Origin of the sequence: Actinoplanes sp. NPDC049316 (assembly GCF_040677315.1) — a bacterium.
Lineage (GTDB): Bacteria > Actinomycetota > Actinomycetes > Mycobacteriales > Micromonosporaceae > Actinoplanes.
Map to the genome: position 1 here is coordinate 90,247 of NZ_JBFAQM010000018.1, position 12,211 is coordinate 102,457.

Consider the following 12,211-nt stretch of genomic DNA (forward strand, 5'->3'; position numbering starts at 1 on the left):
TAATCAAAGACAACTCAGACCTCTGGCGGGAAGCGGGCCGGTATCTCGCCACCGTAATGGAGGGAAAATGTTGGTACTGCGAAGTTCGCGATGTTCGTTCCGATCATCCTGTCGACCATTTTCGACCAAAGGGTCGGGTATCTGGTGAAGTTCATGGTGGGTACTGGTGGCTTGCGTTCGCTCTAGAGAACTATCGTTACTCTTGTACCTTTTGTAACAGTCGACGCATAGACGTTGAGGGTGGCTCGGATGGGGGAAAGCAGGATCACTTCCCTCTCTCGTCTAATGGTGTGAGGGCGAAGGGTCCTGGTGATCCTCTGAGCCTTGAGTATCCTCTCCTATTGGATCCGGCTGATGATCACGATGTTTCGTTGTTGCTTTTCGACGAAACTGGCATCCCCTCCGTCAATGCAGCTCACGCAACTCCGAACGACGCGAAGAGAGTCGCGACTAGTATCGACCTGTATCACTGGCGACATCGAGCACTGACGTCTGCTAGGAGGATGGTATTCCGGAAGGTGGCCATCGTATGTGCCGAAGCGGACGCGCTTCTTAGGAAATTCGAGAGTACAGGGGACGACGCTTTACGGCTACAGCGACTAAGGATGATCCGGGGTCTCAGCCAAATGGCTGATAGGGCGTCTGAGCACTCTGCTGCTGCCTTCTGTGCCTTGCGTGGACTCCGTACTGCGAGTAGGAGCGCGACGGAAGCCCTAGAGCTGCCGTAGAAGGCTGGCGCCGCAGGGGTAGTCGTTCACCGACATTTTTCTTCTAGTCCGGAACGCAGTGTCGCATCGTCGCGTTGAGTACATGTAGCTCAAATTCGCCGTTTGCGGATACCACTCCGACATTGCTGGTGCCACGTGATCGCGATTCCTCGCTGTTGGCTGTGCGTCAACAACTTCGCTCGGAGTCTTCGAGGGTGATTGACGAGGGCGGTGCTCAGCCGAGCCAGCCGGCGGTGGGAGCTCAAGTAAGCGGTACTCCTCGGCGACTCGGACAGTCCTTCCGTGTCACAGCGAGGTAAGACGAAGGCGCCGACGACGCGATTGCCGTGAACACTTGGGGCGCCCTGGTGCTGTGCCGGCCACTGCGCGACGTGGACGGCTCCTCCGTCGGGTGATGCGTGATAACGCTGAGCGCGGGGTTGGAGTCCGCTCGCCCGCAGAATCCTGACCGACTGATCCGCGCCTCCCACGACGGGTGAGATCGAGCCGTTCGTACGAGCGCGTCATGTCGCCCGGCGAGCGCGGGGAACTAGGATTTGAAGATGGCTACTGCAAAAGTTGTGATCGAAGATACTGGCGAGCAGGTCGGCACTGCCGAACGAGATGAAACGTCCAATGCCAGTCGAGTCACGGTCGACGGTGTGGAGTACGACGTCGTCCGGGAATCCTGGTTTGGTCCGGAACTCGTGATCGGCGTGCGATCTTTGGCGGCTGAATAAGCGGAATGCGTGTAGGGGTGGGTGCCCATAGCCCGTCCATCGTTGGTTCGGCCGGGGCGGCCAAGTGCCCGTCGAGACCGCGTGATGGTCCTGCAAGGGCTTGGACAACATCACGAGGTCTCATCTGCGGTCGCATCGGAATGCATCACGTCTCCGAGGGCAGCGCGCAGAGTGCCCATGTCCACTACTGGGTTCGAATAAGCGGACAGCAGCTCCACGGCTGACGGCCCCTTGTTCGCGGACTGCGCGAACCGGGGGCCGTTCCGGTATTCCGCTCCGGGGGCCGAGCCCTCGGACGCCCCGCGGTGCGATCGTCGCGCTGGGTAGGTGGGCTCGGCGGGTTGGGTTCGGGGCACGTGCCGTCGACTCGCTGACGCTGCGCCTGCCTGTACCGACGCCATGATGGCGTTAGGCTCGCAGACCATGGGGCCGCTCATCTTCAGTCTCAACGTCACCCTCGACGGTTGCGTCGACCACCAGGAGGGGATCGCCGACGACGAGACGCACGCCTTCTTCACCCGTCTCATGGACGAGAGCGGGGCAATGCTGTGGGGTCGCGTCACCTACGAGATGATGGAGAGCTCCTGGCCGGCCGTCGCCCGCGACGAGGAGGCGCCGCCGGCCATGCGTGAGTGGGCGGTCAAGCTGGAGGCCAAACCCAAGTACGTGGTGTCGTCGACGCGTACGGACTTCCCGTGGGCCAACAGCCACCACATCGCCGGTGACCTGCGCAAGGGTGTGCAGAAGCTCAAGGACGTGACCCCGGACGGGATCCTGCTCGGGAGCGGCAAGCTGGCCACCGAGCTCGACCGGCTGGACCTGATCGACGAGTACAGGATGCTCGTCCAGCCCATGATCGCCGGTCACGGCCCGACGCTGCATGAGGGTGGGCTGCCCGGCACGCGCCGGCTCGAGCTGCTCTCGGCGGAGCCGCTCCGCAACGGCGCTGTGGCTATGCACTACCGCCGCGCGCGCTGAATCACAGAAGTCCCGCGCCACCGGTTCACCGGCAGCCCGGCATTCTCCTCGGGCTCGCCTGGGCCTCGTGGCGCCGACCGGAAGGTCGGCGCCACATCTGTCTCGAGCGGTATAGAGGTCACTCCTCCTTGGCGCGTCGGTGGCGGACCACCAGCGCCTCGAGGGCGCGGAGCTCTGCTTCCAGGGCGCGGCGGCCGGTGGGCGTGATGGCGATCCAGGTTCTCGGTCTGCGGCCCTCGTATCCCTTTGTCACGTCGATCAGCCGGGCCTCTTCGAGGACTGCGAGGTGGCGGGAGAGATTGCCGCCGGTCAGGTTGAGGATGTCCCGCAGGTACGTGAACTCGACTCGTTCGGCTTCCGCCGCGATGGTCAGGATGCCGAGGCGGTGCCGCTGGTGAACGGTGTCGTCGAGCGCCTGGGTGGGGTGTGGGGGTGCGGCCGCGTCCGCCGCCTCGGAGGGGCCGGGTGGGGTGGTCATGTGCGGGTTCGGCGTGCCCGGATCGTGGCGATGACGCCGGTGATGACCAGGAGAAGGGCCGGTAGAAGCACGGTGGGAAGATATCCGAACCGGGGGAAGTCGTCGCCGAACGGCGCCGTGTTGACGTACACCGGTGCCATGGCCAGGAGGGCGACCAGCAGCGCTCCGGTCGCGGCGAGCAGACGGCTGCGTTCGAGCCGGGCCAGCACCAGCAGGCCGACGGCGACCACGAGCACCGGAATCAGCCCCAAGTTGAGCAGTACGTAGATCGGGTTGAAGACCAGCCGGGCGGTGTTCGAGACCGATGTCGCGGTGTTGGTTGCCAGGAACTGCAGGACCGGGCCGAGCACCAACCCACCGACGACCCCGAAGATCCCGGCAGTCAGGTAGCTGCGTGTCCGGGTCTGGACTCCCACCTTGAGGGCGTGTCGGCGATACCACCACAAGGTGCCGAGATATCCGCCGAGAAGGGCGGCCAGCCAGTACCAGCCGATGGCCTCGGAATGCTGGAGCAGATCACCGCCGAGCCCGGAGAGCGCGGGATTCTCGTACGGCGCCCGCAGGACGTCCGGGCCGGTGGCGTCGAGGTAGAGCGGCATGGCGGCCAGCGTCAGCATGCCGAAGAGCAGCAGTGCAAATGCGTACGCGTGCCGGTCGCGGCGAACGGCACCGCGTATGCGCGTCAGGTCGGCCAGCACCCGCTCGGGGCGTCCGGTCTCTTCGTCTCGTGCGAACTCAGCCATTCAGTGCCTCCTGTGTGCGTTAGCAATCAGTTTGGATCGCAAACAAGAGAACCGCAAGGGGTTCCTGGCGTGACGTTCCAGCATGGCGACGCGGTGTCCTGAACCGGCTCAAGCCCAGGGCGGCCTGTCAGGGATGCGGTTGGAGCAAGCGTCGTCTTGTTCCAAGCCGCTCAGAGCGCCGGCCCGGCGGAGGGTGCCGGCCCGGCGGAGGGTGCCGGCCCGGCGGTGGGCGCCGACGTGGTGCGTGACGGTGTCGATGTGCCGCCGGCGTCGCAGCCGCGCCGCTGGCGTCAGCCCTGCGCCTGGAAGGCTTCGAACGCCTTCCGTGCCGCGGACCTCGCCGTCGGGCCTACGCCGGGGGCGGAGATTCGGACGGCGGGGTGGGTGCGGTGATCTGGCCGGCTTCGGCCGAGGGGTCTCCGGTTGGTGTCCGGGGTGCGGGGGAGAGGGCCTCGGTCAGCTGGACGGAGAGGGCGGCCAGCTGGTCGGCGTTGAGGTTGCGGACGCGCTGGGCCGACAGTTCGAGCCGGGCGCCGTCCGGGCGGCGCACCGTCAGGCGGGTGGTGCCGGTGCGGTGTCGGATCCACGTCAGCAGGATGGTGGTGAAAGCGCCCAGGGCCGTCGGGCTGAGGTCGACGAGGAGGGTCGTCAGGGTCTCGTTGAGGCCGGAACCGTGGTGGCGTTCGGTGCTGAGCTGGGTGCGGCCGCGCAGCTGAGCGTGGCTGTTCAAGGCCGTGGAGAGGTCGTTGACCGCAGAGCCGGGACGGTCGCCACCGCCGTCCAGCCGCAGGCTCACTCGCACGAACCGGCTCCTCCCCCGTCGGTGAAATGGGGCGGCGGCGCCGGTCCCGTGTGGACCATACTCGCTCCGTTCGGCATTGACTGTCTTGATGGTGAGGTGGCGGCGCGGTGGTTGCGGAGAAGGCGCCCGGGGCGGGAGCGGAGCCGGATGGGCCCGGCGCGGGCTTGGCGGAGCGGGCCACCGTGGGGCGGCCGGACAACTTCCCGAGCGTGCTGGTGTGGTTCCGGTACGGCGTACTGCGCAATGCGCGTGGGGTGCTGACCGCGTTCATCGCGGCGTGGCTCTACGTTCCCGCGGCGCTGGCCTCGGCGGCGATCCTCGCGGTCGGCGCGGGCGGCGTGGCATTCGTCTACAGCGGGGTGCAGGGCGAGCGCACGCTTCCCCAGGAGGTGCGGGACGTGCCGCTGCTCGGGGACGCCATGGAGAATCTGCTGCTGCGCTCCAGCGGCGTACAGGCGGCTCTTGTGGGTGTTCTTGTCGGCGCCCTGCTGGGGTTCGTGGTGGGGCTCATCTGGGTCTTCATCGGACCGTTCCAGGACGGCGTGCTGGACGGGCTCGCCACCGTGCTGGGCTCTGTCGTCCTGGGCGTCGTCGTCGGCCTGCTCTACACCGTCTACCGGGTGGTCTTCGAGCGCCGCATCCTCGCGGTCACCGGTGCGCGGCGGCTCAGCCGGCGGGAGGTCGCGTACCTGATGCCGCTGGTCGCCGAGGCGGCGCAACGGCTCGGCCTGGCGAACCATCCGCCGGTGCTGATCGACGACAGCCGGGAGCCCAACGCGTACGCGTACACCCGGCACCTGGTGATCAACCAGGGGCTGCTGGAGGAGTTCAACTACGAGCGCGAGCCGATCGCCGCGGTTCTGGCGCACGAATTGGTGCATTGGCGCAACGGCGACCCGCTCTCGGCGGTCTTCGTCCGCGGTATCGCGCTTCCCCTCTATCTGGTGCAGGCCGGTGGTGGCTGGCTGCATGCCCGGGCCCGCAATTCCGTGTTGCGGTTCCTGGTCTGGCTGGCGTTCTGGCCGGTCTTTCTGACCGTGCGCTATGTCGTGGTCCCGATGCAGGCCGCCGATTCCCGGCAGGCCGAATACCGCGCCGACGAGGGCGCTGTCCTCGCCGGCCACCGGGCCGGGATGCGGCGGGTGCTGGCGCGATTCCGTCGCTCTTTCGAAGGTGGACGCAACGGCTGGGTCGCCGCTATCTGCGCGTCGCATCCGCCGAACGAGTTGCGTCTCGAGCGTCTCGAGGAGCCTGGGCGTGACTACCCCCTGCCGGATGAGGACGCCCCGGCCCTGCCCCTTCCCGTTCTGCTGACCGATTCGCCGTACGTGGGCTGAGGGAGCGACATGCCGACGCTGACCTCCTGCCCGCACTGCCGGACCGTGGCCGTGCCGCGGCTGGAGTCGTGCCTGCGCTGCGGGCGCGCGCTCGCGGCCCCGGCCGTTGCATGCGCCGGCTGCGGCAACCCGCACGACGAGCAGGACCGGTTCTGCTCGCGGTGCGGCCGGTCGCTGACAGCTCCCGTCGAGCAGGCGCCGCCGCCTGCGGGCGTACCTCCGTTTCTGCCCGGGCCGCAGCGTTTTCCTCGAGGGCTCGTCGCCCTGCTCGCCGTATTCGCCGCCCTGGTGTTGGTGGTGGCCGGTCTCAAGATTGTCGACGTGCGGTATTTCCAACCGGGACGTGCGGTCGTCGCCTTCTTCAGTGCCCTCGCCGACCGTGATGCGGACGCGGCGGTCGCACGATTGGCTGTGCCCCCGCCCGGGGACTCGACGCTTCTGCGAACGGCTGTGCTCCGCTCGGACGGCTATATACCGCCCTCCGGCGTACATGTGCGGGCGTCCGACATCGTGGAAGAGCGAGCGACGGTCGAGGTCGAATTCCGGGTCGGTGGAACCGGCCATCGGCGGGAATTCTCGCTGGTGCGCGACACCTCGGCGACGGCCGGGGTCTTTCATCGCTGGCGGATCGACGGTGGTGTCTTCCCGCTCGACGTCGCGGCCGGCGGTGTGGACACCGTTCTTGTGGCAGGGGTGCCTGTCGCGCTTGCCGCATCGGAATACGGCCGGCGTTCGGTGTCGGCATTCCCCGGGTCCTATCGGGTGACGCTGCCGGAGCAGCCGTTGCTCGAAGCCCCGGAGTCCGTCGTCCACGTGGGAACGTCCGACCCGGAATACGCCTCGGTGCTGGTGGAGCCGGTGATCAAGAGTGGCGCTCGCGCGGCGGTCGACCAGCGGATCCACGCGTACCTCGACGATTGCGCCGAGCAGACGGTTCTCGCGCCGGTCGGCTGCCCGTTCTCGTCCTACTCCTTCGGTGAAGTACGCGACGTCCGCTGGAAGATCGTCGAATATCCTCGGTACGACCTGACGGTGGACGAAGGCGGCACGATTCTGACCGACGTCGAGTACGGGACGGCCACGGTCACCGGGAAATCGGCGTCGAGCTTCGCCGGCGGGACGTACCCGTACAAGGACACGGTGTCGTTCACGGTCGCCGGAACCGTCACGTCGTCGAACGGGACGATCGACTTCCTGCCGGCCGGTGACTGATTCCTCCTTGCCGGCGTTCGTTGAGGTGCGGTTCGGAGTAGGGGTGGCCCTACCTCGAACCGGACGGGCTGCCGGATGGTGGTGGCGGTGGCGAATTCAGATGCTTGACCGGTCCTTTCCGACCGGCAGGAGAATCATGATTCGTCAAGTGAAGCTGCTCGCGGTGGCGGGTGTCGCTGCCTCGCTCGCGGCGGTCACCGGCATCGCGTACGGGAAGACCGGAGACTTGCGGTGGGAGCCGTGCCCGGCTGGTGACGTGCCGATCGAGTGCGCGTCGGTGGCCGTACCCGTGGTGTGGGAGCGGGCCGATGGGCCGACGCTGACGCTCAAGGTCGCACGCTTGCGGGCGACCGGTGAGCGGCAGGGTGTGGTGTTCGCCAATCCCGGTGGGCCGGGGGTGTCCGGGGTGCGGTCGTTGCCCGGCATGGCGCGGAAGTTCGGGGCAGCGGTACGGGAGTCGTACGACATCGTCTCGTGGGATCCGCGCGGGATCGGTGGGTCGTCGCCGTTGAGCTGCCCGCCGGGTGCGGACGCCGAGTTCGCCGGCCTGCGGGTGCCGGAATCGGTCGGTGAGCGGGTGCGGTACGAGCACGGTGCGGCGCGGTGGGCGCGGGCCTGCCGTACGCAATCCGGGCCGGTCTTCGACCACGTCGACACCCTGAGCAATGCGCGCGACCTCGACCGCCTGCGAGAGGTGCTGGGCGAGCCGAAGCTGAACTACGCCGGCTTCTCGTACGGCACCCGCATCGGGCTGCTCTACGCCGATCTCTTCCCGGCGCGGGTCGGCCGGATGACGCTCGACTCGGCGGTGGACCCCACGAGTGACGAGGCGGACTTCTTCGCGGGGCAGGCGCGCGCTGCGGAGCAGGCCTTCACCGACTACCAGGCGAGTTGTCCCACCCGCGACGGGTGCCCGCTGAGCGATCTGACAGTGCCGCAGGCGCGGGCCTGGCTCGCTCCGCTGGTGCGCCGGGACGCCGAGCTGAACGGGCTGCTGCCGAACATCCTGCGCCAGCCCGCGACGTGGCCGTCGCTGGACCAGCTGCTCGGCGAGCTCCGCGCCGGGACCTACCAGCCGGGCGGGGACGGTACGGGCGGCAGCGAGGTCGCTTCGCACGCGGTGAACTGCCTGGACCTGCCCGACCACCGCTCCCCGGCGCAGATCATGGCGCAGGCCGAGCGGGCCGCCGTCCGGTACCCGCTCTTCGGCCGCCTCATGGTCGGCAGTGTGGTCTGCACCGAGTGGCCGGTGCCGCCGACGTACCGGCCGCACCCGATCACCGCTCGCGGATCGTCGGCCATCCTGGTCGTCGGCACCACGCACGACACCGCCACCCCGTACGACTGGGCGGTGTCGGCGGCGCGGTCGCTGTCGGCGGGGCGGCTGCTGACCGTACGCGGTACCGGGCACGTCGCGTACGGGACCAACGCCTGCGCGACCGGCGTGATCGACCGGTATTTCCTCACCGGAGCGCTGCCGCCGGCCGGGACGGTGTGTCCGACGCGGGCATAGCGCTCTGCCGCGGTTCCTGGCCGGAGTCCGCCGCATCGCCGGCAGGCTGAGCCGACCCCGGTCCGCCGATTCCGCGGACCGGGGTCGCTGCATGTCGGTCATTCGTGGGTGGCGTCGACACCCAAGGGTGATGTGTCGCCATAGGACACAGCGCAAGGATGGCGGCATGGCGGTCTTTCAACGGTTGTTCGGTCGGCGACCAGCTCCGGACGTGACGCCGGAAGTGACACCCGCTTCCGCCGACACGCCACTGCTGCTGGGCGGCGTCGAGGACCTGGAGGTGGTCGGCGAAAGCAACTATCAGGCCGCGCTGTGGCAGATCGCCGGAGGAAGGAGGCTGGAGCGGGTTCGCGTCCCCGTCCAAGCCGTTCTCCTTCCGGAGCAGGACAACCCGTACGACGCCAACGCGATCTCTGTCTGGATCTTCGGGTTGAAGATCGGCTATCTGTCCCGTGCTGACGCAGCGGTCTACCGCTCCGGACTCTTGGCCCTGCAAACACGCCATGGACGGCGAATCGCCTTGAGCGGCGTCGTCGTCGGCGGAGGGCTGAGATCAGACGGCCCTGGGATGCTCGGAGTGTGGTTGTCTCATGATCCTCGCGACTTCGGCCTCGTGCCGGTCGTGCCGGTCGTTCCGGCACTGCAGCAGGCGATGCGCACCGGGCTGTCGGAGGCCTTCGCCACCGACGCCGCCGACGACTCGTACGACCTTTCCTGGCATGACGAGCTTCCCGACGACTCCGCGGCGGCGATCAAGCGGCTCAGGACCTTGCTCCGTGAGGTTTCCAATCCCCTCGACCGCCATTTCATGTACTGCGAGTTGGAGCGGAATCTGTACCGCTCCCGAGACGTCTTCGATTCAGCGCTCGAGCAGTACGACGAAGCGTGTCGTCAGCACGACGCCGAGATGGAGGTGATCCGGACCGCTCTCTTCACGAAGTTCGGGGCGGTGCCGCTACTTGAGACGTACACCCAGATGTCCATACGCCAGCAGAAGGCCAAGAACTGGGCGGAAGCGCTCTGGTGGGCGCGACGTGGCATTTCACTGTACGGGGCCGACGCCGCTCGTCCGGAAGCGGTCACGGACCTGGAAAACCGAGTGGAAGCCTATGTCCGCAAGCTGGAACGGGCCTCGGCTCAGCCACGGACAGCACGACCTGCTGCGCAGCATCGCGACCCGGAGCCCGTCATGGAGATACTCGTGTGTCACAGATGTGGAAGATCTTTTGAACGTCTCCGCACGCGGGGGAGGAAACCGACGCAGTGTGACGACTGCCGTTGAGATCAGGTAGCTGCCGCTCTCCGAACGGCCTCACTTGTCGAGGTAGTGCCCGTAACAGGCGGCAATCTCCAGGTCGTTTCCACGTACGCGATAAATCAGCCTGTGCTCGTCGCTGATGCGGCGGGCCGTCTTCATGTCGTGGCGTAGCCAGGCGTCGTAGTCCTGCCAAGCGTTGGGCGTGAAGACAACGCGCAGGCTCACCCTGCCTCCTTGCCAGCTCCCGGCGGGACCGAACCGGAGTCGAACTGCGGGTGCTCCTCGAGGAGCCCGGCATCGGCTTGCGCGATGCTCTCGAGCAGGCGGCGGGCATTCGGGGCCGATCCCAGAGCGTGCAGCGTCTCGTTCATGGCGTTCCACTCGTCGAGCGACACGATCACAACTGCCTTACCGCCGCCACGAGGGATCACGCACTCTTCCGCGTCGTCGATCACTGCATCCACGACGGCCGCAAGATTTTTACGGACGTCACTGATAGTGAGCACCTTCATAGCGACTCCAGCTCTGCACGTCGTGTACATCCTCGCGTACGTCCGAGCGTACGATAGAGGGTCGAGTTCTTGCGGTGGTTCCGGCCGCGGCATATTGCCGAACGCGGCGATGCGGTACCGGCCTTCGAGCCGGTACCGCATCGCCTTGCTCTGTTCAAGCGGGTCAGTTGACCGTCGCGCAGATCGCGTACGCCGTCACGGAGCCGTTGTTGGAGCGGTTGGTGACCGTCCAGGCCGACTGCGACGAGGGGTAGCTCGCGCCGATCGTGGCGGTGGCCGAGCTGTTGGCCCCGCCGCCGATGACCTTCTTGCCGCTCGGGCAGGAGGCGGTGGAGGAGTTGTTGCCAGCCGAGGCGGTAACGAGCTGCCAGCCGCTCACGCCGTCCGCGCCGGTGTCGCCCTTCGGGCCCGCCGTGCCGGTGTCACCCTTGAGGCCCTTGGCGCCGGGCTCGCCCTGGGGGCCGGTGTCGCCCTTTTCGCCCTGGGGGCCGGTGGCGCCGGTGTCACCCTTCTCGCCCTGCGGGCCCATCGCGCCGGTGTCGCCCTTCTCGCCCTTGTCGCCGGGCAGGCCCTGCGGGCCCATCGGGCCCTGCGGACCGACCGCGCCCTGTGCGCCGACGAGGCCGGCCAGGAACTCGGTGACGGTGCCGTCGGCGTTGCCGTCCATCGACCGCCACGCCTCGAACGCCGACGCGCCGGTGGCGCCGGTGTCACCCTTTTCGCCCTGTGCGCCGGTGTCACCCTTCTCGCCCTGCGCGCCGGCAGTACCGGTCGCGCCGGTGTCGCCCTTCGGGCCTACCAGCGACAGGAGGAAGTCGTCGAGGGATCCGGTGTGGGAGTCGCTCCACAGCTCGTACGCGGACTTGCCGTCGAAGCCCTGCGCGCCCGTGGCGCCGGTCTCGCCCTGCGCGCCGACCAGCGAGGCGAGGAAGTCGTCCACAGTGCCGGCGTGGCCGTTGGCCAGCCAGAGCTGGTAGGCCGACAGGCCGTCGGCGCCGCGCTCGCCCACCAGCGATGCCAGGAAGTCACCGACCGTGCCGCTGTTGCCCTCCTGCAGCCACAGTTCGAAGGCGGGGAGCCCGTCGGTGCCATCCGCCCCGGCGGCCCCCGTCGCTCCGGTTGCGCCGGTGGCTCCGGTGGCACCGATCGCGCCCACCGGGCCGGTCGCGCCGGTTCGGCCGGTAGCGCCGGTAGCGCCGGTAGCGCCGGTAGCGCCGGTTCGGCCGGTGGCGCCGGTAGCGCCGGTGGCGCCCGGGAGGCCTTGGATGCCGGGTACGCCTTGGAAGCCGCGAGGCCCCGTGGCGCCCGTCTGTCCCTGCGGGCCGACGCGGTTCCAGGAGATCAGGGTCTCGCCCGACTTGCAGCGGCGCCCTGCGGCGTAGTCGATGACGCGGACCGCGCCGGTCTTCTTGTTGGCGCAGGCGTAGATGGTGTTCGACGGCGCCGAGCTGAACTTGCCGGCCGCGGTGGCGGCTGCGGCCGAGCCCAGCAGCAGCACCGACACCGAGGCGGCGGCGATGCCGATGCGCTTCTTCGAGGTGTTCATGGGGAGCCTTCCTCGGGGCGGGGGTACGCCCGGCTCGGGTGGCGACAGCCGGCCCGGTCTGGAACGTCGTCCTGGTGGAAGGTCACGTTAGGTAACGAAATGTCCCCGGCGGAAGCGCACGGTAACGGATATGGCCGTACGGTTAGCCCGGATAGTCGCTATAGACCGTACAAATCCGGACTTCAGGTACGAGCGGGGACCGTGAAGTCGCCCTATGTCACAGAGCGTGGTGTTCCCCTTCGTGCTCTCGGTGAGCGGAAGGGTGCGGCGGCATGCTGGCCGGTGGACATTTCCGAGCGGCTGCCCGGACACACCGTGTGCGCCGGCATGCGGGACGTCGCGAGCCGCAAACGCGCAGGCCGCGGCCGGCCTGACGGAACACGCG

12 protein-coding genes are annotated in these 12,211 nt (G+C 68.0%); 6 read left to right on the forward strand and 6 right to left on the reverse strand.

What is annotated here, in order from left to right; translation table 11 throughout:
- Positions 1-1,270 precede the first annotated feature (1,270 nt).
- Both AB0K03_RS25330 and AB0K03_RS25335 read left to right on the forward strand, forming a co-directional pair.
- On the forward strand, positions 1,271-1,447 hold the full coding sequence (locus AB0K03_RS25330; RefSeq protein WP_364689031.1) for a hypothetical protein: 177 nt from the start codon (positions 1,271-1,273) through the stop codon (positions 1,445-1,447).
- Positions 1,448-1,870: 423 nt separating this feature from the next.
- A complete protein-coding gene (locus AB0K03_RS25335) occupies positions 1,871-2,425 on the forward strand; it encodes a dihydrofolate reductase family protein (protein WP_364689034.1) in 555 nt (184 codons plus the stop codon).
- A gap of 118 nt (positions 2,426-2,543) precedes the next feature.
- On the opposite strand, the gene AB0K03_RS25340 is transcribed toward AB0K03_RS25335, so the two are convergent.
- From AB0K03_RS25340 to AB0K03_RS25350, 3 genes are all read right to left on the reverse strand, one after another.
- Complete coding sequence (locus AB0K03_RS25340) at positions 2,544-2,903, reverse strand: transcriptional regulator (protein ID WP_364689037.1); 360 nt, start codon at positions 2,901-2,903, stop codon at positions 2,544-2,546.
- Positions 2,900-3,646, reverse strand: coding sequence for a hypothetical protein (locus AB0K03_RS25345; protein ID WP_364689040.1), 747 nt, complete (start codon positions 3,644-3,646; stop codon positions 2,900-2,902). The genes AB0K03_RS25340 and AB0K03_RS25345 overlap by 4 nt, the downstream gene beginning before the upstream one ends.
- A gap of 349 nt (positions 3,647-3,995) precedes the next feature.
- Positions 3,996-4,448, reverse strand: a complete 453-nt coding sequence (locus tag AB0K03_RS25350) for an effector-associated constant component EACC1 (protein ID WP_364689043.1) — start codon at positions 4,446-4,448, stop codon at positions 3,996-3,998.
- Between the two features lie 107 nt (positions 4,449-4,555).
- Between AB0K03_RS25350 and AB0K03_RS25355 the strand changes: the two genes are divergently transcribed.
- The 4 genes from AB0K03_RS25355 to AB0K03_RS25370 all read left to right on the forward strand — a co-directional run bounded on the left by AB0K03_RS25355 (position 4,556) and on the right by AB0K03_RS25370 (position 9,792).
- Entirely contained in the window at positions 4,556-5,785 is a 1,230-nt protein-coding gene (locus AB0K03_RS25355; protein WP_364689046.1) for a M48 family metalloprotease, read from the forward strand.
- 45 nt (positions 5,786-5,830) lie between these two features.
- Positions 5,831-6,997 (forward strand): hypothetical protein, encoded by a 1,167-nt coding sequence (locus AB0K03_RS25360; protein ID WP_364689049.1) that lies wholly within the window; start codon positions 5,831-5,833, stop codon positions 6,995-6,997.
- Positions 6,998-7,133: 136 nt separating this feature from the next.
- Entirely contained in the window at positions 7,134-8,510 is a 1,377-nt protein-coding gene (locus tag AB0K03_RS25365) for an alpha/beta hydrolase (RefSeq protein WP_364689052.1), read from the forward strand.
- Positions 8,511-8,676: 166 nt separating this feature from the next.
- Complete coding sequence (locus tag AB0K03_RS25370; protein WP_364689055.1) at positions 8,677-9,792, forward strand: hypothetical protein; 1,116 nt, start codon at positions 8,677-8,679, stop codon at positions 9,790-9,792.
- A gap of 30 nt (positions 9,793-9,822) precedes the next feature.
- On the opposite strand, the gene AB0K03_RS25375 is transcribed toward AB0K03_RS25370, so the two are convergent.
- The 3 genes from AB0K03_RS25375 to AB0K03_RS25385 all read right to left on the reverse strand — a co-directional run bounded on the left by AB0K03_RS25375 (position 9,823) and on the right by AB0K03_RS25385 (position 11,826).
- Positions 9,823-9,993 carry a type II toxin-antitoxin system YoeB family toxin gene (locus tag AB0K03_RS25375; protein ID WP_364689057.1) on the reverse strand — a complete coding sequence of 57 codons (171 nt, stop codon included), beginning with the start codon at positions 9,991-9,993 and terminating at the stop codon, positions 9,823-9,825.
- Positions 9,990-10,280, reverse strand: a complete 291-nt coding sequence (locus tag AB0K03_RS25380; protein WP_364689060.1) for a type II toxin-antitoxin system prevent-host-death family antitoxin — start codon at positions 10,278-10,280, stop codon at positions 9,990-9,992. The genes AB0K03_RS25375 and AB0K03_RS25380 overlap by 4 nt, the downstream gene beginning before the upstream one ends.
- Before the next feature lie 163 nt (positions 10,281-10,443).
- Positions 10,444-11,826, reverse strand: coding sequence for a hypothetical protein (locus AB0K03_RS25385; protein ID WP_364689062.1), 1,383 nt, complete (start codon positions 11,824-11,826; stop codon positions 10,444-10,446).
- Positions 11,827-12,211 lie beyond the last annotated feature (385 nt).

Coding starts and splice junctions, on each gene's coding strand:
- AB0K03_RS25330 (WP_364689031.1), top strand. CDS start 1,271: ATGGCTACTGCAAAAGTTGTGATCGAAGATACTGGCGAGCAGGTCGGC.
- AB0K03_RS25335 (WP_364689034.1), top strand. CDS start 1,871: ATGGGGCCGCTCATCTTCAGTCTCAACGTCACCCTCGACGGTTGCGTC.
- AB0K03_RS25340 (WP_364689037.1), bottom strand. CDS start 2,903: ATGACCACCCCACCCGGCCCCTCCGAGGCGGCGGACGCGGCCGCACCC.
- AB0K03_RS25345 (WP_364689040.1), bottom strand. CDS start 3,646: ATGGCTGAGTTCGCACGAGACGAAGAGACCGGACGCCCCGAGCGGGTG.
- AB0K03_RS25365 (WP_364689052.1), top strand. CDS start 7,134: ATGATTCGTCAAGTGAAGCTGCTCGCGGTGGCGGGTGTCGCTGCCTCG.
- AB0K03_RS25370 (WP_364689055.1), top strand. CDS start 8,677: ATGGCGGTCTTTCAACGGTTGTTCGGTCGGCGACCAGCTCCGGACGTG.
- AB0K03_RS25380 (WP_364689060.1), bottom strand. CDS start 10,280: ATGAAGGTGCTCACTATCAGTGACGTCCGTAAAAATCTTGCGGCCGTC.
- AB0K03_RS25385 (WP_364689062.1), bottom strand. CDS start 11,826: ATGAACACCTCGAAGAAGCGCATCGGCATCGCCGCCGCCTCGGTGTCG.